Origin of the sequence: Tistlia consotensis USBA 355, from assembly GCF_900177295.1 — a bacterium.
In the GTDB taxonomy this organism is placed as follows: Bacteria; Pseudomonadota; Alphaproteobacteria; order Kiloniellales; family DSM-21159; genus Tistlia; species Tistlia consotensis.
On record NZ_FWZX01000013.1, the window covers coordinates 33114 to 55289 of the forward strand.

Below are 22176 nucleotides of genomic sequence, written 5' to 3' on the forward strand. Positions count from 1 at the left end.
CGAGGCCGCGGACAAGCTTCCGGTGGTCGCATCAGACGACGGCGGGGCCTGTCCGGCCCCGCCGTCGCCGGCTCAGAGCGGCTTGAGGTTGGCGGCCGAGGTGCGGCCGCGCCTGGCGTCGGTCTCCAGCTCGTACTCGAGCTTCTGGCCGTCGTTCAGGCTGCGCAGGCCGGCCTGCTCGACCGCACTGACATGGACGAAGACGTCCTTGCCGCCGGCATCCGGCTCGATGAAGCCGAAGCCCTTGGTCGCGTCGAACCATTTGACGGTGCCACTGGGCATGCGGATTCCTCCGATCTCTGGTGGTGGGACTCTCGTGCCCGACCGCGACGCGGCACAGGGACGCGTCGCCCCCGGCGTGATCCGGCGTTCGGGATACGGCCCGCCAGGGGGCCGTATCCCGGAACCGAACGCTAGGCCGCGCGGCGCGCCGGGCCGCCCGGGCGGCGCCGGTTGCGCGGACGGCGCTTGCCGCTGCCGTCCGGCTTGCCCTGGTCGGACTGGCCGGCGCCCTGCCGGAAGGCAACCTTCGAGCCGCCGCCCTGGTTCCGGCCCTGCTGGCCCCGCCCCTGACCCTGGCCCTGGCCCCGGCGGGCCGGCGCGGCCTCCTGGGGCAGGTCGCGCGGATCGACGTCGTTGGCCACAACCAGCCGCTGGCCGGTCAGCTTCTCGATGTCCTTGAGATAGCCGCGCTCCGAGCCGTCGCAGAACGACAGCGCGATGCCGGTGGCGCCGGCGCGGGCCGTGCGGCCGATCCGGTGCACATAGCTCTCGGGCTCGTTCGGCAGGTCGAAGTTGACGACGTGAGTGATGCCCTGCACGTCGATGCCGCGCGCCGCGATGTCGGTGGCGACCAGCACCCGGGCCTGGCCGTCGCGGAAGCGGCCGAGCGCGCGCTGGCGCGCGTTCTGGCTCTTGTTGCCGTGGATCGCGTCGGCCTCGATGCCGCGCTGCTCCAGGTGCTTCACGACACGGTCGGCGCCGTGCTTGGTGCGGGTGAAGACGATGACCCGCTCGATCGCCGGATCGCCGAGCAGGTCGCTCAGCAGGTCGCGCTTCTTGGCCATCGGCACGAAGTAGACCTGCTGCTCGATCTTGACCGGCGCGCTGGAGACCGGCGTCGCCTCGATGCGGCGCGGCTCGCGCAGCAGCGAGTGGGCCAGGCTCTCGACCGCCTTCGGCATGGTCGCCGAGAACAGCAGCGACTGGCGCTGCGCCGGCAGGCGCGCCGCGATCTTGCGGATGTCGCCGATGAAGCCGAGGTCGAGCATCCGGTCGGCCTCGTCGAGGACGAAGTGCGTCACCGCGTCGAGCTTCAGCTCGCCGCCCTGCATCAGGTCGACGATGCGGCCCGGGGTGCCGATCACGATATCGACGCCGCGGTGCAGGCGCTGCGCCTGCCCGCCGCGGCTGACGCCGCCGATGATCAGGGCGCTGCGCAGCGGCAGACCCTGGGCGAAGCCGGCCAGGCTGTCGTTGATCTGCACGGCGAGCTCACGCGTCGGCGCCAGGATCAGCGCCCGCGGCTTCTTGCCGACGGGCCGGCCGGCGGCCAGCGCCTGGATCAGCGGCAGGCCGAAGGCGCCGGTCTTGCCGGTGCCGGTCTGGGCGATGCCGATCAGGTCGCCGCCGTCCAGGACCAGCGGGATCGCCTTGGCCTGGATAGGGGTCGGAGTCTCGAAGCCCAGCTTGGCGAGGGCAGCGAGCGGGGAGCCGGCGAGGCCGAGCTCCGCAAACTTGGAGGTGTTCAAGGGTAAAGAGATCCTCGGGGCGGCCGGCCGGTGCCTCTCGGGCGATGATGGCGGGCGGCCCTTTGATCCGACGGCCGCGCGCGAAAGCGGCCGAAAGACGGTTGGTCGTCAGATCTACTCGGGAATGCGGTGCCGCTGCCTTGGCATGCCCGGATGAAGCTTCGGGAATTCCCGACCCTCTCCGGCGGCGCGCGCCGCTCTCGCGCTTTCGCGAACAAATCTGACGCTGAGATAGGGGTTATTGTGCAGTGCGTCAAGAACTATCGGCGCGGACGACCGACGGGCCGATCCGGCGGCGGCCGCAGCCGGCTGGCGGGGCGCGCCGCTTTCTGCTATCTGCGTCACCTGCAGCGTCCCCGTAGCTCAGCAGGATAGAGCAACGGATTCCTAATCCGTAGGTCACAGGTTCGAATCCTGTCGGGGACGCCAATTTCACCCTCGACGAGCGCCGCTAGAACCGCCAGGCGACGGCCGCGCGCAGGGTGTGGGCGGTCAGGTCGGTCTCGGCCTGGTAGGAGGGGAAGAAGGGTCCCGCCGGCGAGTCGATCGTATAGCTGGCGTGGCCGTAGTCGTCGTAGAGGTACTCCAGGCGCAGCACCAGGTTGTCGGTGATCGCCTGCTCGACGCCGCCGCCGATGGTCCAGCCGACGCTGGTCGAGCGGTCCTCCCCGAAGCCGGGGTCGGTGTCGTCGATCTTCAGCCGGGCGACCGCCAGGCCGCCGGCGACGAAGACCAGCGTGCGCTCGAAGGCGTAGCCGACGCGGCCGCGGGCGTGGGCGTTCCAGTCGAGATCGAAGGCCGAGTAGCCGTTGCCGCCCGACTCGCCGGAGCCGAAGTCCGCCGTGCCGAGCCCGCCGTCGAGCTCGGCGCCGAGCACGAAGCGCCGGATCTGGTGGTTGTAGCCGGCCAGCAGGCCGCCCTGGAAGCCGTCCAGGTCCGGGCTGATCGCGAAGCCGGCGAAGTCCGGCTCATGGTAGTCGACCTGGCCCCACAGCCAGCCGGCATGGACGCCGGCATAGGCGCCCGACCAGTCGAAGCTGCTGCCGGCGCCCTGGGCGCGCGCCGCCGCCGGCGTCAGCAGCAGCGCCGCCGCCAGGGCGGCGAGCGTTCCGGCCATCCTCACGGTGATATGCATCGGTCTGTCCCCATCTCCTGGACCTGCGGCAGCGGGCGGGCGGCCCCCCCGGTCAGGCGGCGGCCCGGCCGGCCGCCTCCGGGTCCGACGGTTGTAGCACGGCCGCGAGATAGCCCTCCAGCCGACCCAGCTCCGACGGCCCGCCGCGGGCCGCGACAACCAGATCCGGGCGGACCAGCACCCAGCCGGGACCGTCGAGACGGTAGCGGGCGCGCGCCCGGCCCCGCGGGTCCGACCGGGCGTCCAGGCGCAGCACGGCCAGGCGTCCGGCCAGCGGCTCCAGCAGGGCAGCGGGCACGACGCTGCGCCCCGCGTCCTCGAACAGCAGCAGCGTGTGGCAGGGCCGGCCGAGCCGGCCCCAGAGCCCCTGCTCCTCGCCGGTCGCCGGATCGACGAAGACGGTATCGAGCGCGCGCCCGCCGACGTCGCCGTGGCCGGCCCTGCGCGGCGGCGCGCCCAGACGGACCAGCGGGCCCTCGCGGTAGACCACCTCGGTCGCCGAGAACTCGACCTGGATCCGCCGCTGGACGGCCGGGACCTGGCCGGCGAGCCTGGCGGCGAGATCCCTCGCAAGGAGCGCCGGCCACCCGCTCTTCATCAGCATGCGGTGCCGGCCACCGGCCTTCGCGACGACCCGCGCCGCCGTCGGCCGCCGTTCGGCCTCGTAGCTGTCGAGCAGCACCGCGGGGTCGCCGAGGCCGCTCAGGACCTGCCCGAGCTTCCAGCCGAGGTTGATCGCGTCCTGGATGCCGGTGTTCATGCCCTGCCCGCCGACCGGGCTGTGGATGTGCGCGGCATCGCCGGCCAGCAAGCAGCGGCCGAGGCGATAGCGGGCGGCGAGCCGCTCGTTGACCTTGAAGGCGGCGAGCCAGGTCGGATCCTCGAGGCGCAGCGCAGCCGGCCCCCGGCGGTCGACGTAGGCCTGCAGCTCTTCGAGGCTCGGCGGCGCCTCGCCCCGGTCCGGATCGCGGCGGGCGAACAGCCGCCAGCGGTCGTCGCCGAAGGGGAAGAGCGCGAGCAGCCCGGCCCGCGTCCAGGACAGGTAGATGCCATGCCGGTCGAGGTCGCCGCCCGTCAGGCGGATGTCGCCGAGCACCATCACGCCGGGCTCGGTCACGCCCTCGAAGGGGATGTCGAGGGCCTGGCGAACGCGGCTGCGGGCGCCGTCGCAGCCGACGAGATAGGGCACCCTGAGCTCCTCGACGCTGCCGTCGGGGTGGCGCAGGAAGCCGGTGGCGGCGTCCGCGTCCCGCTCCAGGCCGACCAGCTCGACGCCACGCTCGACCGCGACCCCGAGGTCCGCCAGGCGGCCGATCAGCACGGCCTCGGTGCGGGCCTGGGGCACCAGCAGGGGGAAGGGATAGGCGCTGTCGATGCCGACGCCGGCGGCCAGCGTCGCCGGCGGGCGCCGGCCGTGGCTGACCCGCAGGGCGTGGAGGCGCGTGCCGGCGGCCAGCAGCTCGGGCATGACGCCCAGGCCGGAAAGGCCTTCCATGCTGGCGCTCCAGATCGCCAGGGCCTTGGACTGCGTCGTCGGCTGCTCGGCCTTGTCGACGATGCGCAGCGGCACGCCGTAGCGCCGCAGCGCGACGGCCAGCGTCAGCCCGGTCGGACCGGCGCCGACGACGAGGACGGCCGGCTCCTGCCTCTGGCTCATGTCCCGTCCCCGCCCTGCGGCTAGCGCGCCGCCTCGGCCGGGGCCGCGCCCAGGCCGAGGGCATCGAGGCGCGCCGGCTGCATGAAGCTCTCGTAGGTCGCGATCATGTCGGCGGGCGCGACCTCGAGCATGATGCGGTTCTCGACCCAGACCTCGATGACGCTGAACACCGGCGGCTGCCCCGGCGCGCCCCGTCCGAACAGCCGCGTGCGCCAGCCCGCGGCGGCGCCGATGCGCTCGATCGCCGCCCGGTCGAGCGGCACCGACAGCAGGACGTGGAAGGCGCCGAGCCGCGGCGCCCCCTCGGCCTCGGTCGGAACGGTCCGGAAGACGACCGGCTGGTCGGCCTCGCCGGGCGCCAGCACCGCGGTCTCGGGATAGACCTCGATCATCGTGCCGTGCGCGTCGCCGCTGACCGCCATGAAGGCGCCGGGCAGCGGGCCCGTGAAGCGGTAGGCACGGCCGCCGATCAGCTCGGCGAGCACCTCGGCGACCCGGCGCGGGTCGCGCGCCGGCAGGGAGAAATGGTGGATCACGGTCGCTCCTCTGGCTGGTGTGACAGGGTGGGTTCGGCGGGGAAGTCGAGGCCGGAGGGGTCGCGCCGGACGGCCCCGACCAGCGCCTGGATGCCCCAGGCGGCAACGCGCCGGGCCTCCTCCGGCCCGTAGCCGCAGGTGTCCCTGAGCCAGCGCCAGTGGGTCGGCCCCCAGTAGGAGGCGATCGACAGCGCGGCCCGACGCAGCTGTTCGGGCGTCAGGCCCGGCAGCTCGGCGCCGATCGTCTCGATCCAGCCGCCGTGGCGCGAACCGCGGTCCTTGAGCCGCTGGCGGTCCCAGGACGGCTTGTTCATCAGGTTGCGCAGCAGCGCGCCGTGGGCCTCGTAGCGCGGGAACAGCAGCGCCGGCACCTCGTGCAGCCGATCGAGCGGCGGCAAGGGCCGGTCGAGGGCGAGCCGCGGCTTCAGCCAGTGGAAGAAGGCGCCGACCAGGTCGTCCATGGTCGGGAAGTGCGCATAGACGGTCGGCGCCGAGACGTCCGACAGGCGGGCGACGCGGCGCAGCGTCAGGCTCTCGATGTCGTGCCGCTCCAGGTAGTCCTTCGCCGTCATGAGGATGCGCTCGGCCGTCAGGGCGGCCTGCGCCTCGCGAAGCGGACTCTGGTAGCTGCGGGAGGTCGACATGGGTGCTGGCCGTTGATCCGATCCGTGATAAATCACTTTACGATCGTAAAGTCAATTGAGCACGGTCGGACAATGCCGCCTCTGGCGGCGGGCCGGCCGATCGGTCAGGATCGGCGATCGTCTCAGGGCGGCCCGGCAACTCCGGCAGGCGAGGGTCAGCGATGCAGGCGCGGCAGCGGAACGTCGGCGAGCAGGTGCTGATCTGCCGGCCGGCCAACCTCGCCGCGGTTCTCCGGGACGCCTTCTATGAGCCGATGCGGACGCTGCTCGGCTACTGGCGAGAGCGGGTCGGCCCCGGCGGCGTCCTGGACCGCACCCGTCTCCACCCCGAGGAGCTGGCGCCGCTGCTGCCCAACCTCTTCCTGATGGATCGGCTGGAGGGCGCGCCCTTCGACATCGCCTTCCGGCTGGTCGGCACGGCGATCCCCCAGATCGAGGGCGAGATCACCGGCCGCAGCCTCTCGTCCCTGATCGCGCGGAGCGAGCACCCGATGGTCTGGGAGCACTACGAGCGGGCGCTCGCCGGCGAGCTCTGCCTGCGCCGCCAGACCCTGGTCTGGCAGGACCGCGACTACGTCCGCTACGACGTGCTGCTGCTGCCGATGAGCCGCGGCGGCGCGGCCATCGACGCCCTGCTCGGCATGGCGCTCTACCGCCTGCTCGGCGACGGCCCCGACCGGGTCGCGATGCCGGTCGGGCCGATGGTCTAGAGCGGATGGCGACCTCATGGAATCGCGCTGCGATCCCATGAGGTCGTCTGAATCTGCTCCGACTATATGATCTGGACCAGAGACCGGGTCGCTGATCCTATCGCCTCGATGCGATCGGCTCGGGCTCTAGGAGGTCGGCGCCGAGGAGGCCTGGGTCTTGGGCAGGCTGCGCAGCTGCTCGGCGTTGGACAGCCGCTCGCCGAGATCCTCCATCATGTCGAGCATGGCCTTGGAGATCGCCTGGCTGAGCGCCGGCGCCCCGGCATTGCATTCGCCGTCGCTGGTCGCCGAGCCGCGGCCGTCGACCTTGCTGCCGTAGAGGCGGCCGTCCGGCCCGTCGACGGTGACGCGCGCCGACATGTCGGCGTCGGCCTGCGCGGTGCCGACGAAGAAGCCGGGAACGAAGGTGACCCGTGGCTCGATGGCCGCGTGCTCGACGCGGATCAGGCCCAGCGCGCCCGCGGTGCGCAGCGTCTCGGCCTCCTTGTCGAGCGGCTCGGCCGGCACGGTCTCGACCTCCTCGAAGACGTTGAGCAGCGTCTTGCGGACCGACTCCAGGTAGGCGGTGTCCGCGGTCAGGGGGAAGTCGTGCGCCGAGCAGATGTAGCCCGTGACCTTGATCGTCCCGCCGGTCGCCGGCGGCTCGACCGTCGCCAGCCAGTGGCCCGGGATCTTGTCGGTATAGGAACTGTAGATGTTGGTCGCCGGCGTGACCGGCGTATAGACGTCGTGCGAGCAGGCCGACAGCACGGCCAGCACCGCCAAAGCCAGGATTCCCCTCATCATGCCCCCCCTGGGTTTCCTCGTTCCCGAACTGTGATCGAACCGCGGCGCGGCCGGCCGGCTAGGAGGCCGCGCGCAGCTTCGGCGCGTCGAGCAGCCGCTCGCCGAGATCCTCCATCATGTCGTGCATGCCCGCCGAGACCGCCGCCGACAGGGCGGGCATCGCGGCCAGGCAGATGCCGTCGGCCTTGCCGGTGCCCTTGCCCTCGACGTGGCCACCGAACAGGCGCCCGCCGGGCCCGTCGACCGCGACCCGGGCGTCGAAGCGCGCCCGCCCCTCGACGCGTCCCGACCAGAGGCCGTCGAAGTAGAGCATCTCGGGCTTCATCGTCGTGCCCTCGACGCGGATCACGCCGCTGGCGCCCGCCGGCACCCCGCTCGGCTCGTAGGGCGCGAACTCGACCTCCTGGAAGACCGCCTTGAGGGTGCCGCGCAGCGACTCGGCGTAGGCCGCCGTCGCGTCGAGCCAATAGCGGTGGGCGCCGCAGGCATGGCCGACGAACTCGGCGGGACTCGCCAAGCCGCCCGGCTGGATCGTGGCCAGCCAGTGCCCGGGTATCTTGTCGGTGCGGGAACTGGCGAAGTCGCTCGCCGGCGACGCCGTGGTCGGTATCTGGTGCGCGCAGGCCGAAAGCACGACGAGCATCGCCGCGGCCAGAAATCCCCTCATCCGTCCCCCACGCCCCCCGGTTGCGCCCGCCCCGATTGTCCGCGACCCGCCACCGCGATGCAAGACGCAGGGGACGCGCCGGCGCAGCCGGGCTGCCGCACCCGGGCGTGGCTGCAGCGGTCGTGCGGCTCGGCGAGGCTGGCAGGCGGCGCGCCGGGGCGCGCCGTCTCCGCTCAGTCGATCGTCGGGATCGCGCGGCTGGTCGCGACCGTGCTGCGGGTCTCGCCGACGCCGCCGCCGAGCACCTGGTAGAGCGTCACCAGGTTGGCCAGGCGCTGCTCCTCCAGCGAGATCAGGGTCTGCTGGGCGCTGTAGAGCGTGCGCTGGGAATCCAGCGTCGTCAGATAGCTGTCCAGGCCCTGCTGGAAGCGCAGCACCGAGAGATCGTAGGACTGCTGGGTGGCGTCGACCAGGCTCTGCTGGGCGGCGATCTGGTCGTCGAAGGTGCCGCGCGCGGCCAGCGCGTCGGCCACCTCGCGGAAGGCGGTCTGGATCGCCTTCTCGTACTGCGCGACCGCGATCTTCTCGTCGACCTTGGCGCTCTCCAGGTTGGCCTCGTTGCGGCCCGCGTCGAAGATCGGCAGGCTGATCGAGGGATTGAACAGCCAGGCGCCCGAGCCGCCGGCGAACAGGTCGGTCAGCTGGCCGCTGGCGAAGCCGGCGTTGGCGGTCAGGCTGATCGTCGGCCAGAAGGCGGCGCGCGCCGCGCCGATGTTGGCGTTGGCGGCGCGCAGCGCGTGCTCGGCCTCGCGCACGTCCGGCCGGCGCAGCAGCAGGCCCGAGGGCAGGCCGGACGGCAGGTCGGTCATGAAGTCGCCGGTCTGGATCGCCGGCGCCTTGCCCGCGAAGTCGTCGGCCAGCGGCTCGCCGACCAGCAGCTGCAGGGCGTTGCGGTCCTGGGCGACGTTGCGGATGTAGAGCGCCTTGTTGGCGCGCGCCGTGTCCACGGAGGTGCGCGCCTGGGCGACGTCGAGCTGCGTCGCCTGGCCCTGGTTGAACTGGTTGACGGTCAGCTCATAGGTCTGCTGCTGAGCCGTCAGCGTATCCTCGGTGAGCGCCAGCAGCTGGCGGTCGGCGAGCAGCGTCAGGTAGGCGGAGGCGACCTCCGAGATCAGCGAGATCTGGGTGGCGCGCCGGGCCTCCTCGGTCTCGAAGTACTGCTCCAGGGCCTGCTCGTTCAGGCTGCGGATGCGGCCGAAGAGGTCGAGCTCGAAGGCGCTGATGCCCAGGTTGGCCTGGTACTCGGTCGAGGTCTTCGCCTGGCCGGTGCCGCTCAGGTCCTTGGCCGTGCGCTGCGGCGCCACGGAGCCGCCGGCGTCGATCTCCGGGTAGAGGTCGGCACGGCTGACCCGGTAGGTCGCGCGCGCCTTCTCGACGTTGAGCGCCGCGACCCTGAGGTCGCGGTTGTTGGCCAGCGCCCTGGCGATCAGCGACTGCATCTGGGCATCGCGGAAGAACTCGCGCCAGCCGAGATCGGCCAGGGTCTCCTGGTCCGGCGCGGCGGGCTGGTTGGCCGAGGCCTTCTCGTAGGCCGGGCCGCTCGGCCAGAGCCCCTGCACCGGCAGGTCGGGCATCTCGAGGTCGGGGATCAGGGAGCAGCCGCCGAGCAGCAGGCTCAGCGCGGTGCAGGCGGCGAGGGTTCGCTTCGTCATCATCGGTCTTTCCGTCGGGGCTTCCGTCAGGGCGGAGCGGCGCGTCACGAGGTCGCCGGATCGCCGGCTGCGCCAGCCGCGTCCGTCTCCTCGCCGCGGCGCTTGCGCGAGAAGTTGCGGACGATCAGCACGAAGAACAGCGGCACGAAGAACACGGCCAGCAGGGTCGCCGAGATCATGCCGCCGAGCACGCCGGTGCCGATCGCGATCCGGCTCGCGGCGCCCGCGCCGGTGCTGATCGCCAGCGGCAGCACGCCCAGCGAGAAGGCCATGGAGGTCATGACGATCGGCCGCAGGCGCTGGCGCGCCGCCTCGATGGTCGCGTCGAGCAGGTCCATGCCCTGGTCGTAGAGCTCGCGCGCGAACTCGACGATCAGGATGGCGTTCTTGGCCGACAGGCCGATCGTGGTCAGCAGGCCGACCTGGAAGTAGACGTCGTTCGGCAGGTCGCGCCAGATCGCCGCGACGACCGCGCCGAGCACGCCGAGCGGCACGACCAGCATGACCGAGATCGGGATCGACCAGCTCTCGTAGAGCGCGGCGAGGCAGAGGAACACGACCAGCAGCGACAGGGCGTAGAGCATCGGCGCCTGGTCGCCGGACAGCCGCTCCTCGTAGGACAGACCGGTCCACTCGTAGCCGATGCCCGGGGGCAGCTTGGAAGCCAGCTGCTCCATCGCCGCCATCGCCTCGCCCGAGGACACGCCGGGCGCCGGCTGGCCGAGGATCTCGACCGAGGAGTTGCCGTTGTAGCGCTCCAGGCGCGGCGAGCCATAGGTCCAGTGCGAGGTCGCGAAGGCCGAGAAGGGCACCATCTCGCCCGCGCTGTTGCGCAGATACCAGCGGTCGAGGTCGCCGGGCAGCATGCGGTAGGGCGCGTCGGCCTGCAGGTAGACCTTCTTGACCCGGCCGTTGTCGATGAAGTCGTCGACGTAGGACGAGCCCCAGGCCGTCGAGACCGCCGAGTTGACGTCGGAGATCGCGAGGCCGAGCGCGCTCGCCTTCTCCTGGTCGACCTCGATGCGGAACTGCGGCGTGTCCTCGAGGCCGTTCGGCCGGACAGCGACCAGGTTCGGGTTCTGCGCGGCCATGCCGAGCAGCTGGTTGCGCGCCTGCATCAGCACCGCGTGGCCGCGGCCGCCGCGGTCGACCAGCTGGAAGTCGAAGCCGGTGGCGTTGCCGAGCGCGATGATCGAGGGCGGCGTGAAGGCGAAGATCTGCGCCTCGCGGATCTGCGAGAAGGCGGCCATGGCGCGGCCCGCGATGGCGAAGACGCTGTCGCCGGCGCCGGTGCGCTGCGACCAGTCCTTGAGGTTGATGAAGGCGATGCCGGCGTTCTGGCCGCGGCCGCTGAACGAGAAGCCGGCGACGGTGAACAGGCCGTTGACGTCCTTGGACTCGGCGTTGAGGAAGTGGTCCTCGACCTTCTTCAGGACCTCGATCGTGCGCTCCTGGGTGGCGTTCGGCGGCGTCGTGATCTGGGCGAACATGATGCCCTGGTCCTCGTTCGGCAGGAACGAGGTCGGCAGGCGCAGGAACAGGAAGCCGAGCAGGCCGACGACGACCAGGTAGATCAGGATGTAGCGCCAGCGCCGCCCGATGACGTGGCCGACGCTGCCCCGGTAGAAGCGGTTGAGCGCGTCGAAGCCGCGGTTGAACAGGCCGAAGAAGCCGCGCTTCTCGTGATGTGCCTGCTTGGCCGGGCGCAGCATGGTGGCGCAGAGCGCCGGCGTCAGCACCAGGGCGGTGAAGACCGACAGCGCCATCGCCGAGACGATGGTGATCGAGAACTGCCGGTAGATCGCGCCGGTCGAGCCGCCGAAGAAGGCCATCGGCACGAAGACCGCGGCCAGCACCAGGGCGATGCCGACCAGGGCCGAGGTGATCTGGTCCATCGACTTGCGCGTCGCCTCCTTGGGCGACAGGCCCTCCTCGGCCATCACCCGCTCGACGTTCTCGACCACGACGATGGCGTCGTCGACCAGCAGGCCGATGGCCAGCACCATGCCGAACATCGTCAGGGTGTTGATGGAGTAGCCGAAGGCGGCGAGCACGCCGAAGGTGCCGAGCAGGATCACCGGCACGGCGATCGTCGGGATCAGGGTCGCGCGGATGTTCTGCAGGAACAGGAACATCACGCAGAACACCAGGCCGATCGCCTCGAGCAGGGTGAAGACCACCTCCTCGATCGAGATCTTGACGAAGGGCGTCGTGTCGTAGGGATAGACGACGTGGTAGCCGGCCGGGAAGAAGGGCTCCAGCTCGGCGATCCGCTGGCGCACCGCACTGGCGGTGTCGAGCGCGTTGGCACCGGTCGCGAGGTTGATGCCGACGCCGGCCGCCGGACGGCCGTTGTAGCGGGCCACCGTGTTGTAGGACTCGGCGCCCATCTCGACCCGGGCGATGTCCTTGAGGCGGATCTGCGAGCCGTCGGTGTTGACCCGGACCAGGATGTTGGCGAACTGCTCCGGCGTCTTGAGACGCGTCTGGGCGATGATCGTCGCGTTGATCTGCTGGCCCGGCACCGAGGGCGCGCCGCCGATCTGGCCGGCCGAGACCTCGGCGTTCTGGGCCTTGATCGCCGAGGAGACGTCCGCGATGGTCAGGCCGTAGCTGGTCAGCTTGTCCGGGTCCAGCCAGACGCGCATGGCGTGCTGGGCGCCGAACAGGGTGACGCTGCCGACGCCGTTCACGCGGCTGATCGGGTCCTGGATCGTCGAGGCGACGAAGTCGGCGATGTCGGTCTGCGGCGTCGCGGGGTCGTCGGAGACGAAGCCCATCACCATCAGGAAGCTGCCGTTCGACTTGGTGACGCTGATGCCCTGCTGCTGCACCGCGTCGGGCAGCAGCGGGGTCGCCAGCTGCAGCTTGTTCTGGACCTGGACCTGGGCGATGTCGGGATCGACGCCGGGATCGAAGGTCAGGGTGATCTGCGCGTTGCCGCTCGAATCGCTGTTCGAGGACATGTAGCGCAGGTGGTCGAGCCCGTTCATCTGCTGCTCGATCACCTGGGTCACGGTGTTCTCGAGCGTCTCGGCCGAGGCGCCGGGGTAGCTCGCGGAGATGCGCACCGAGGGCGGCGCGATCTCGGGATACTGCTCGATCGGCAGCTGGGTGATCGACAGGCCGCCGGCCAGCATCATGATGATCGCGATGACCCAGGCGAAGACGGGCCGGTCGATGAAGAAACGGGCCATGACGGCGGATCCTTGGACGCTCTGCAGCCTGGGGCTGAGGGAAAGGCGGAGACGGCGGGGCGGCTCAGCTCGAGGCCGGCGCCTGGCCGGCCTTCGGTTGGGCCGGCGCCTGCTTGGCGTCGAGATCGACCGGGGTCACCTGGCCGCCCGGACGGATCCGCTGCAGGCCGTCGACGGCGATGCGGTCGCCGTCGGCGAGGCCCTCGGTGACCAGCCAGTCCTGGCCGACCGCGCGGCTCACGGTGACCGGCCGCTGCTCGACCTTGTCGCCCTCGCCGATCCGCCAGACGAAGGCCGCGCCGTCGGTGCCGCGCTGCAGCGCCGCCTGCGGGACCAGAAAGGCGTTCTTCACCTCGCCCTGGCTGACCACCCCGCGCACGAACATGCCCGGCATCAGCTCCTGCTTCGGGTTCGGAAAGACGGCACGCAGGCTGACCGTGCCGGTCGTCTCGTCGACCACGACCTCGGAGAACTGCACCCGCCCCTCTTCGGGGTACTCGCCGACGCCGTCGACCTTGAGCCGGACCGGCAGGTCGCCCTTGGCGGTCACCGTGATCTCGCCCCGGGCGATGGCGCGCCGCGTGCGCAGCAGGTCGTCGCTCGATTCGGTGAGATCGACGTAGATCGGGTCGAGCTGGGTGATGGTCGCCAGCGCGCTGGCCTGGTTGGCCGTGACCAGCGCGCCCTCGGTGATCGAGGAGCGGCCGATGCGGCCGGCGATCGGCGCCGAGACGACGGTGTATTCCAGGTTGATCCGGGCCTTCTCGAGGGCGGCCTCGTCGGACGCGACGTCCGCCTTCTCCTCGGCCTGGGTGGCGGCGAGATCGTCGTAGTCCTGCTGGCTGACCGCCTTGCGGCTGATCAGGTCGCGGTAGCGCTTGAGCTTGGTTGTCGTCGCCGCCAGCGTCGCCCGGGCCCGTTCCAGCGCGGCCTCGGCCGACTTGACCTCGGCCTGGTAGGTCGCCGGGTCGATCTGGTAGAGCGGCTGGCCGGCCTCGACCGTCGCGCCCTCCTCGAACAGCCGCTTCTGGATGATGCCGTCGACCTGCGGGCGGACCTCGGCCCTGCGGTAGGCGACGGTGCGGCCCGGCAGCTCGGTGCTGAGCTGGACGGTCCGCGCGTGCAGCGTGCGCACGCCGACCTGCGGCGGCTGCGGCGCCGCGGGCTGGGCGCTGGCCGAATCCTCCTGGTTGCAGGCGGCCAGCAGCAGCGCGGCAGCGGTCAGCAGGGCGGCCAGCGGCAGCCGGAAAGCGGTAGAATGGAGGGTCGCTGAACTCGACAAGGCACGGATCCTTCACCAAAAAAACAGACTTTTTCCCCTGGGGACAAAGTCTGTTGCGATAGCCGGCGAGAAACTGTACTGTACGATACAGTATCTCTTTTCTGCTGCAGTGCAAGAGGCTTCGCTCGAGAAAATGACCGAGACGGCGATTCGGCCATGACCGACGACACGACGACCGCAGCCCGCAAGATCCAGTCGCGCGGCGAGGCGCGCCGGCGCGCCATGATCGAGGCCGCCTGGCAGGTCATGCAGGACAAGGGCTGCGAGGCCGCCACCCTCAACGACATCATCTCGCTGTCCGGCGGCTCGCGGGCGACGCTCTACGAGGCCTTCGGCGGCAAGGACGGCCTGCTCGAGGCCGCCGTCGCCGAGCGCTGCAGCGCCTTCAGCGAGTCGATGCAGCTGGTGCTCGACGAGCGCAACGATCCGCGCGCCGTGCTCCTGGCCCTGGCCGCCGCCTTCCTGGAGAAGGTCTTCGCGCCCGAGTCGATCCGCACCATGGGCATCTTCTGCGCCGAGGGCGGCCGCTTCCCGCACATGATCGAGACCTTCCTGCGCCACGGCCCGCGCGAACTCAGCGGCCGGGTCGCCCGCTATCTGGAGAGCGCGACCCGCGCCGGCAAGCTGCAGGTCGAGGATCCGGAGCTGGCTGCCGACCTGTTCCTCTCGATGCTGCAGGGCCAGTGGGTGCTCAGAGTCATCGCCCAGTGTGCCCCGCCGCCGACGCCCGAGCAGCTGCGGAGCCGTGCCGAGACCGCGGTCGCGATCTTCCTCGACGGCCTCGGCGCCGGGCGGAAGGGTTAGAACACGGGCGTCTCGCCGTAGCGATCCGGATCGAGGGCGACGGCGAGGCCCGGCCAGTCCGCCTCGCCGGCCCGCAGACGGTCCCGGTTGCGCCGGGCCGTCCCGGCGAAGAGCCGCAGCGCCGCGCGGTCGTCGAGCCCGGCGGTGTCGCGGCCGAGATGCTCGGCGAAGAGCGCGACCCTGAGGCCGCGCGCCACGGCCGGATCCCAGACCGCGGCATTGAGCTCGCTGTGCCCCGACAGCGAGCGCCTGTGGAGGTTGCAGGAGCCGAGGGTCAGCCAGGCGTCGTCGACCAGCATGGCCTTGGCGTGGACGTAGACCGCCCGGCGGCGGCCGGCGGCGTCGCGCGCCGCGAGGCCGGCCAGGGTGAAGGTCGGGAAACGGCCGAGCGCCGCCAGGGCCGCGAACAGCGCCCGCCCCTCCTCGGAGTCGCCGCGCCGCCAGCGTGCGACCGCGCCTTCGGGCTCCGCCGGCACCAGCAGCACGACCTCCACGCAGCGGGCCAGCGCCGCCTCCAGCCAGCCGGCGACCGCCGGCACCGGAACCGCCTGGTTCTCCAGGTAGATCGTGCGCCGGGCGCCCTCGATCGCCCGGCGTTACTGCCTCAGGATCGTCCGTTCGCCCTCGGCGACCCCGAAGGCCCCGGTGCCCGGCGCCGGCGGCGCGTCGCCGTACCAGCCGGCCGGCAGCATGCGCTGGATCTGCACCAGGCTGCCGCCCGCCGGCACCGAGAGCCGTGTCGGGAACGGCAGGTCGGTCTCGGCGCCCTCGCCCCACAGGCCGTCCGCGGCCGCCCGCTCGCTGGCCTCGTTCCAGCGCTGGACGAAGTTGTGCTGCAGGTCGCTCGCCGCGGGGCCCGCCAGCTCGAGGGCGAGGTCGTGGCGACCGCCCGGCTCGGGGTGGCCGGGGGTGGCCAGCACCCAGGGCGTCGGGTTCATGCCGCCGAGGAAGACGGTCTCGCCGGTCCGGCCAGCGTCGACGAGCCAGCACTTCTGGTGCTGCCAGAAGCCGGCCGGCGCCCGGTCCCAGCGGATCGCGAAGGCCGAGCCGCGCTCCGCCAGCAACGCCCGGTCGGCCGGCGTGCCGGCGAAGGTCTGGCCCCAGCCGCTGCTCTCCGGATCGGGTCGCCAGAAGATCGCCCGCACGTCGAGGCCGCGCGCCGCGGCCCGGTCGAGCAGGTCGAGCAGGGAGCCGCGGCCGTCCGGCATCGGGAAGTCCGCCGCCGCGAAGGTCGCGAGCAGCCAGACGCTGTGCCGCGCGGCCTCGACCGCTGCGGCGATGCGGCGGAAGGCGGGGATGCCGTCGACCAGGGGCTGCAGCCGGTTGCCCGGCCGCGGCGGGTAGGAAGCCGGCGCGACAGCCGGAATGCTCGTCTCGTCCATCGCCGTCCGTCCGCCTGCCTGGTCCAGCCGCCTGTGAGGCCGGCCAGGGTAGGGCGATTCGCGGGCGGACGGGACGCCCCGGCTCAGCCCTCCGCCGGAAAGCGCGTCGCAGCCAGGCTCGGGCGCCCGGCCATGCGGGTCAGCCAGGCCGAGAGCCCCGGCCGCGCCTCCAGCAGGCGCCGGCCGGTCGGCGCCAGGGCCAGATAGGTCAGCATCGGCGCGGCATGGAGGTCGGCGAGGCTGAGCCGCTCGCCGAGGAAGAAGGGGCCGGCGAGCAGTTCCTCCAGCACTGCGAGACAGCGCCTGGCGGGCTCGATCGCCGCCGCCAGCCGGACCGGATCGCGGTCGGCCTCGGAGCCGGCCTCGCGCACGAAGACGCCCCAGACCAGGCTCGGATAGCCGTAGTTGTCGAGGATCCGCATGACCTGGGTCATGCGCGCCCGCTCGCGCGGCGCCTCGGGGCTGAGCGCCGGGCCCGGGAAGGCCTCGTCCAGGTAGCGCACGATCGCGTCGGTCTCGTAGAGCCGGAAATCGCCGTGCTCCAGGGCCGGGATCCGGCCGAAAGGCTGCAGCCGCTCGTAGCCGGGCGGCGGCCCCCCGGCGGCGAAGATGTCGACGGGCCTGAGCTCGTAGGCGACGCCCTTCTCCTCGAAGGCGAGCCGGGCGATGCGGACGTAGACGCTGTAGGGCGCGCCGTGCAGGACCGGGATCGACATCGGGACCTCCCCCCTAGCCGCGCCCGACGACCGTCGCCGGCGGCGCCTGCTTGCCGAGCTGCGCCTCGCGGTGCGCGATGTAGAGCGACGAGCCGACGATGATCGCCGCGCCCAGCAGGGTATAGAGGTCCGGGACCTCGGCGAAGAAGGCGAAGCCCAGGACGGCGGCGCCGAGCAGCCGCGAGTAGTCGAAGGAGGCGACGAAGGAGGCCTCACCGGTGCGGTAGGCGTTGACGATCATCGCCTGGGCGGCGACGCCGACCACCCCGACGCCGACCAGCAGCAGCCACTGCACCGCCGTCGGATCCTGCCAGACGTGAACCGCCGGGCCGGCGCTGGTCAGGATCGAGGTGACGCAGAACCAGACCAGCATCGCGGTCTGGCTCTCGCCCTTCGGGAAGCGCTTGACCAGGATGACCGCGCAGGCGGTGCCGAGCGCCATGCCGACGGCGGCCAGCATCGCCGGGTCGAAGCCGGCGCCGCCGGGCCGGACCATGACCAGCATGCCGAGGAAGCCGATCGCGGTCGCGCTCCAGCGCCGCCAGCGCACCAGCTCGCGCAGCACCAGGGCCGAGAGCACGATGGTGAAGAGCGGCGAGGTGAAGCCGATCGCCGTGACCAGGGCGAGCGGCAGCCTGGACAGGGCATAGAAGCCGGCGGTCATGGCGCCGGCGCCGAACAGCGCCCGCAGCAGGTGCGTCGCCGGATAGGTCGTGCGGAAGGCCGCCGCGCCGTTGCGCCAGACGAAGGGCAGCAGCGGCAGCAGGGCGAAGAAGGCGCGGGCGAAGGCGACCTGCCAGAACGACAGGCCGCCGGCCGCCAGCTCCTTGACCAGCACGCCGTTGATCGAGAAGACCGTCGCCGCCGCGACCATCCAGGCCGCGCCCTGCAGGTTCGGGTGCAGCCCGGCGAAGCGCTGGCGGGGGCTCAAACGCCTGCTCCGGTCCTGCGCCGCCGGACCGGTGACGAAGCGCGCGGCATCACAGCGCGCCGCCCGGATCGTCCTCTCCCGTGAGGCACGGGACCCGAGGCCGGGCTGAGGGCGCCCGGCCCCTTCCGCTTCGGCACCGCAGGCGCATCGGAATGGCTCATGGCTGACCGCTCCTCATCGAAGCCTCCCGACAGCGCCGAGTGGCAGGCCATTCGGGAAGAGACCGCCCGGATCGGCAAGTGGACGAAACCCGGCAGCAACGAGCTGACCGCGCTGACCGACGCGCTCAACGCTCTCTGCGCGACGGCACTCAGATACCAGAGCACGCGGCAGGAGATCGACGCTGCCGAGGGCAAGCCTGGGTTACCCGATCTGCAGCGCGAGCTCTACCGCCTGTCCGGCGAGCTGAAGGACGGCAACGACAGGGTCTCGGACGCGATCGACCGGCTGAAGCGGGCCTACGAGCGGCAGCGCGTCTCGCCGATGACCTTCGAGGAGAACAAGCCCAAGAACCGGCTCAACCCGCGGCTCGACAAGCTGCGCGGCGAGCTCGACGCACTGGTCCACAAGCTCGGCCTCGACCAGCAGTCGGTCGGGCTGCCGACGCCCGAGGTCGCGCCGCCCGAGGAACAGGGGAAGGGGCCGCCGCCCTTCGGTCCCGGGGACCTGCCGCCGATCTTCCGCGACGGCCTGCCGAGCGGGCCGCCGCCGCCCGACGCGGCGCTCGAGCTCTACGTCTTCGTCACCGCCGTCGAGACGGTCTGGGACCGGCAGGCATCGCGCTCGCGCATCGTCCTGGTCCTGGAGGCGATCGACCAGATCTGGTTCGAGCTGGTCTGGGCGGCCCTGGCCAACAGCCCGAACACGAAGGTCGCCGCGGACACCGCGACGCTGGAAGGCCTGCTCGAGCACTACGACTACGCGCCTTTCGCGCGCTTCCAGGCCGAGCTGTCGGACAAGGAGCGCGCCGCCTGCCACGACGTCCATCTGCTCTACCACCTGGTCACGCTCGACAGGAGTCTGCCGGCGCCGGTCTACAGCCTGGAGCTGACGCTGCCCGAGCAGATGCCGCCCGACTCGGAGCTGCCGGACCCGCTGATCGGGCCCGGCCTCTGGCTCGGGCTGCGGCTCGGCCCCGGCCGGGCGCTGCCCGGCCCGCCGGACGCCTACGTGCCGGGGATGGCGGTGATCGCCGTGCCGTCCGGCGACGAGGGCGAGGTCCTGCAGGAGCGCCCGCTCGTCGACGTCGCCTCGGCGCCGCGCGCGCAGCGCGCCCTGCTCTGGGCGCTGAACTTCCCGCAGCGGCGTTCGTCCGCCGAGCCCTGAGCCGCTGGCCAACACGCCTTCTGGCCAACACGCCTTCTGGCCAACACGCCTTCGAGGAGGTCCGCAACCGTGCCGAACCCGATGATCTCCGTGCCGATCACGACCCGTATGAATGCGCAGATCGCTGCCGAGCAGCCGTGGCCGGGCAACCTGAACGGCAACGCCGCCGAGTACCAGCCCTTCGTCGCGGCCTTCGACGTCGGCCAGGGCAACTGCGTGGCCCTGTTCGACAACGGCGGCCAGATCTGCGCCTACGTCGACTACGGCCTGCCGGGGCCTGGGAACCAGGACACCCTGGAGACGTACGACCAGCTGAACGACGACAACGTGCCCTGCGTCTGCTCCGATCCGGTCATGATCCTCACCCACTGGGACTTGGACCACCTGGGCATGGTGGAGAAGAACCGGCGGGCGCGAACCCTGCGCTGGATCGTGCCGCAGCAGGAGCTCGGCAGCAGGACGGCCAAGCAGTTCTACGCGCGGCTGCTGGTCCAGATCCTGATGCAGCGCCGCGCCGACATAGCGAACCACCCGATACCGGTCGCCCAGCGAGCTGGCCTGTACCTCTGGCCGCTCGGCCCGAACGGTGCCGTCGTGCCGCATCGGCTCTGGACACCCTGGGGCTTCCTGGAGCGCGGGACGGGCGGGACAGGACGGGACCTCGATACGAACGACAACGGCATCATCGCGTCGGTCTGCGTCGCCGGTTACCATGGCGACGCAAGCGCCTGGAACCCCGACCTCAACGGCCGGAACCGGGACCGCCCTACCTCCGAGGTCCACGACTACCTGCCCGAACTCGTCGACGAAGCCGCCCGGAGGAAGCTCGGCTGGGCGACCCGAAATAATGCTACGCAGACGATCCTCGAGTTCGCGCGGCGCCACTACTACGACCAGCTGATCAAAGACCTCGCGGATTGGGTCAGGCGGCAGCACTACCCAACGATGGCACCTCGTTTGGTCACCGAGAAAGTGTGGGACAATCTCGTCTATTGGACTGACGCCCTGCGCCTGCAGGAGCCAGAGAGCCACCTTCAGCAACACGTCACCGGCCTGCTCGACCAGATCGAGGACCTGAGAATCCTGCTGAACGTCCTCGGGGAAGACGAGCTGGTCCAACTGGCAGGCGACGACCTGACCGTCGACAACATCCAGAACCACCCGGTCGTCCTGGGAACGCCGGCCGACCAGGACAACGGCCAGCGCTTCATCCTGCTCCCCGGCGACAACTCCCTGTTCGAGATGCCGTCCCTGAAGACCGCAAATCCGCCGCGCTACGTCGGGCTCGTGGCGGTCCACCACGGTGCCGACAGCTGGCTGAAGGACACCTACGACCGCACGGCCGGGATGGTCCGCGAGGTCTTCACGGACGGCCGCCGATACCTGATGAACGACGGTCGTAACGTACGCGACCTGATCATGACGCCGGCGCCTCCGGCGCCGGGCTTTCGGCGCTGGCCGTGGCAGGCTCCCTATTTCGCGGCACCGGCCAGGGATCCCCTCGCCAACGCAGGCGTGATCGGCGGCGGCCGCATCGTCTATTCCTCCGGCGTCAAGCCGAACCTCGATCGCCCCTACGGCCACCCGAACGACGGCGCGGTCCTGTCCTACCTGCAGCGGGGCTGGAGCAGCCGGCTCGACACCGCCGAGCGGGACTGGCGAGGAGCGGGCTTTTACTATCCCGACTGGCAAGGCGGGCCCGTCCCCGACGGCCCGCCCAACCCGCACCGGGCCGGCAACGTCGCGCTGGGCTGGCAGCCGGACGGCGTTCACCCGGGCACCGGGATGACCTATCTCTGGCGCGACGTCGTCGCCTTCCGCCCGCAGGACGGCGGGGACGGCGACTGGCAGGTCGCGCTGCGCGGCGTCGGCGGCCCACTCGTGCGACGCTGTCCGGCCGACCTCCACGGAGAATACAGCTTCCGCTACTAGCCCCCGCTCGCCCGCGGCGCCTCGCTGGCGGCCAGGCTGACGCGCCGCTCGCGGGCGACGACCGATTCGCGATGCGCGATGTAGAGCGAGGAGCCGGCGATGATGCCGGCGCCGACCAGGGTCCAGAGGTCCGGCACCTCGCCGTAGAGCGCGAAGCCGAGCGCCGCGACGAAGGGCAGCTTGGTATAGTCGAAGGGCAGCATCGCGCTGGCGTCGGCCATCTGGTAGGCGCGGGTCAGCGCGACGTGGCTGAACACCGCGACGAAGCCGACCAGGGTCATCAGGCCGAGCACCCACCAGCTCGGCCACTGCCAGACGAAGAGCGCCGGGATCAGCGACAGCGGCGCCAGCAGGACATTCATGAAGAACACGATGGTGCCGGGCGCCTCGGTGCGGCTGAGCTTCTTCACGATGACGATCGAGACCGCCATGAAGGCGGCCGAGACGATCGGCAGGGCCATCGGCCAGGTCAGCGCCTGGAAGCCGGGCCTGAGCACGACCAGCACGCCGAGGAAGCCGATCGCCGTCGCGGTCCAGCGCCGGGCGCGCACGACCTCGCCCAGGAAGATCGCCGCCGCGCCGGTCGCGAAGAGCGGCGCCGTGAAGCCCAGGGTCACCGCCTCGGCGAGCGGCAGCAGGGCCAGCGAGCTGAACCACAGCATCATCGCGACCAGGCCGATCACCGAGCGCCAGATGTAGAGCCTGAGCCGCTCGGTCCGCAGCACCGACAGGCCGGCCCGGGCGAACCAGGGCATCATGAAGAGCATCGCGAAGAAGTTGCGGAAGAACACGACCTCGAGCGCGCTGACCTCCTGCGAGGCCTCGCGGATCGCGACGTTCATGATGGTGAAGCCGAGCGACGCGCCGACCATGTAGAGCGCGGCCAGCATCGGCGCGCTCACGGCCTGCAGGCCGAACCGGCCGCCGGGCGGATGGCCCGGCCCCGCCGCCGGAACGGCCTTGTCGCTGTCGGAGGTCATCGGGACGTCAGCGTAGGGTGCGGCGCAACCACTGACCAGCAGTGCGCCCCGCAGGGCTGCCTTGCGCCCGCTCGCGGGCGGGACTTAT

20 protein-coding genes and 1 tRNA gene are annotated in these 22176 nt (G+C 71.5%); 5 read left to right on the top strand and 16 right to left on the bottom strand.

The genetic code is table 11. The annotated features are described in order from the left end of the window. Positions 1 to 72 precede the first annotated feature (72 nt). Together B9O00_RS16075 and B9O00_RS16080 are read right to left on the bottom strand one after the other, a co-directional pair. Entirely contained in the window at positions 73 to 282 is a 210-nt protein-coding gene (locus B9O00_RS16075) for a cold-shock protein (RefSeq protein WP_085123717.1), read from the bottom strand. 131 nt (positions 283 to 413) lie between these two features. Next, entirely contained in the window at positions 414 to 1751 is a 1338-nt protein-coding gene (locus B9O00_RS16080; protein ID WP_085123718.1) for a DEAD/DEAH box helicase, read from the bottom strand. Positions 1752 to 2103: 352 nt separating this feature from the next. Between B9O00_RS16080 and B9O00_RS16085 the strand changes: the two genes are divergently transcribed. Beyond that, positions 2104 to 2180, top strand: a tRNA-Arg gene (locus B9O00_RS16085). 22 nt (positions 2181 to 2202) lie between these two features. Here B9O00_RS16085 and B9O00_RS16090 read toward each other — a convergent pair. The 4 genes from B9O00_RS16090 to B9O00_RS16105 are packed head-to-tail and all read right to left on the bottom strand — an operon-like array spanning position 2203 to position 5723. After that, positions 2203 to 2886, bottom strand: a complete 684-nt coding sequence (locus tag B9O00_RS16090; protein ID WP_085123719.1) for an outer membrane protein — start codon at positions 2884 to 2886, stop codon at positions 2203 to 2205. Positions 2887 to 2938: 52 nt separating this feature from the next. Then, positions 2939 to 4543, bottom strand: coding sequence for an FAD-dependent monooxygenase (locus B9O00_RS16095; RefSeq protein WP_085123720.1), 1605 nt, complete (start codon positions 4541 to 4543; stop codon positions 2939 to 2941). A 20-nt stretch (positions 4544 to 4563) separates the two neighbouring features. After that, positions 4564 to 5079: a hypothetical protein gene (locus B9O00_RS16100; RefSeq protein WP_085123721.1), complete on the bottom strand. Its 516-nt coding sequence runs from the start codon at positions 5077 to 5079 to the stop codon at positions 4564 to 4566. Next, positions 5076 to 5723: a TetR/AcrR family transcriptional regulator gene (locus tag B9O00_RS16105; RefSeq protein ID WP_200808540.1), complete on the bottom strand. Its 648-nt coding sequence runs from the start codon at positions 5721 to 5723 to the stop codon at positions 5076 to 5078. Before B9O00_RS16105 ends, B9O00_RS16100 begins: the two co-directional genes overlap by 4 nt. A 161-nt stretch (positions 5724 to 5884) precedes the next feature. On the opposite strand from B9O00_RS16105, the gene B9O00_RS16110 reads away from it, so the two are divergent. After that, the gene (locus tag B9O00_RS16110; protein WP_085123722.1) at positions 5885 to 6433 is read left to right on the top strand and encodes a PAS domain-containing protein; all 549 of its coding nucleotides are present in this window, start codon (positions 5885 to 5887) and stop codon (positions 6431 to 6433) included. A 126-nt stretch (positions 6434 to 6559) separates the two neighbouring features. Here B9O00_RS16110 and B9O00_RS16115 read toward each other — a convergent pair whose 3' ends face one another. The 5 genes from B9O00_RS16115 to B9O00_RS16135 all read right to left on the bottom strand — a co-directional run bounded on the left by B9O00_RS16115 (position 6560) and on the right by B9O00_RS16135 (position 14017). After that, positions 6560 to 7219, bottom strand: coding sequence for a hypothetical protein (locus B9O00_RS16115; RefSeq protein ID WP_143596253.1), 660 nt, complete (start codon positions 7217 to 7219; stop codon positions 6560 to 6562). A 58-nt stretch (positions 7220 to 7277) separates the two neighbouring features. Continuing rightward, a complete protein-coding gene (locus tag B9O00_RS16120) occupies positions 7278 to 7886 on the bottom strand; it encodes a hypothetical protein (RefSeq protein ID WP_143596254.1) in 609 nt (202 codons plus the stop codon). Between the two features lie 173 nt (positions 7887 to 8059). Continuing rightward, positions 8060 to 9541 (bottom strand): efflux transporter outer membrane subunit, encoded by a 1482-nt coding sequence (locus tag B9O00_RS16125; protein WP_200808541.1) that lies wholly within the window; start codon positions 9539 to 9541, stop codon positions 8060 to 8062. A gap of 41 nt (positions 9542 to 9582) precedes the next feature. After that, complete coding sequence (locus tag B9O00_RS16130; RefSeq protein WP_085123725.1) at positions 9583 to 12735, bottom strand: efflux RND transporter permease subunit; 3153 nt, start codon at positions 12733 to 12735, stop codon at positions 9583 to 9585. A gap of 64 nt (positions 12736 to 12799) precedes the next feature. Further along, positions 12800 to 14017 (bottom strand): efflux RND transporter periplasmic adaptor subunit, encoded by a 1218-nt coding sequence (locus tag B9O00_RS16135; RefSeq protein ID WP_235017141.1) that lies wholly within the window; start codon positions 14015 to 14017, stop codon positions 12800 to 12802. A gap of 156 nt (positions 14018 to 14173) precedes the next feature. On the opposite strand from B9O00_RS16135, the gene B9O00_RS16140 reads away from it, so the two are divergent. Further along, positions 14174 to 14821, top strand: coding sequence for a TetR/AcrR family transcriptional regulator (locus B9O00_RS16140; protein WP_085123726.1), 648 nt, complete (start codon positions 14174 to 14176; stop codon positions 14819 to 14821). Here B9O00_RS16140 and B9O00_RS16145 read toward each other — a convergent pair. The 4 genes from B9O00_RS16145 to B9O00_RS16160 form a co-directional block, all read right to left on the bottom strand. Continuing rightward, on the bottom strand, positions 14818 to 15408 hold the full coding sequence (locus tag B9O00_RS16145) for a phospholipase D-like domain-containing protein (RefSeq protein ID WP_085123727.1): 591 nt from the start codon (positions 15406 to 15408) through the stop codon (positions 14818 to 14820). The genes B9O00_RS16140 and B9O00_RS16145 overlap by 4 nt on opposite strands. Before the next feature lie 9 nt (positions 15409 to 15417). Continuing rightward, on the bottom strand, positions 15418 to 16203 hold the full coding sequence (locus B9O00_RS16150; protein WP_085123728.1) for a phospholipase D-like domain-containing protein: 786 nt from the start codon (positions 16201 to 16203) through the stop codon (positions 15418 to 15420). A gap of 83 nt (positions 16204 to 16286) precedes the next feature. Then, positions 16287 to 16919: a glutathione S-transferase family protein gene (locus B9O00_RS16155; RefSeq protein WP_085123729.1), complete on the bottom strand. Its 633-nt coding sequence runs from the start codon at positions 16917 to 16919 to the stop codon at positions 16287 to 16289. Between the two features lie 13 nt (positions 16920 to 16932). Further along, positions 16933 to 17850, bottom strand: coding sequence for a DMT family transporter (locus tag B9O00_RS16160; protein ID WP_085123730.1), 918 nt, complete (start codon positions 17848 to 17850; stop codon positions 16933 to 16935). Positions 17851 to 18009: 159 nt separating this feature from the next. Here B9O00_RS16160 and B9O00_RS16165 point away from each other — a divergent pair, with 159 nt between their 5' ends. Together B9O00_RS16165 and B9O00_RS16170 are read left to right on the top strand one after the other, a co-directional pair. Then, entirely contained in the window at positions 18010 to 19176 is a 1167-nt protein-coding gene (locus B9O00_RS16165; protein ID WP_085123731.1) for a hypothetical protein, read from the top strand. Between the two features lie 69 nt (positions 19177 to 19245). Then, a complete protein-coding gene (locus B9O00_RS16170; protein WP_089229571.1) occupies positions 19246 to 21108 on the top strand; it encodes a hypothetical protein in 1863 nt (620 codons plus the stop codon). Here the strand turns inward: B9O00_RS16170 and B9O00_RS16175 are convergent. After that, the gene (locus tag B9O00_RS16175) at positions 21105 to 22088 is read right to left on the bottom strand and encodes a DMT family transporter (RefSeq protein ID WP_085123733.1); all 984 of its coding nucleotides are present in this window, start codon (positions 22086 to 22088) and stop codon (positions 21105 to 21107) included. The genes B9O00_RS16170 and B9O00_RS16175 overlap by 4 nt on opposite strands. Positions 22089 to 22176: the final 88 nt, after the last annotated feature.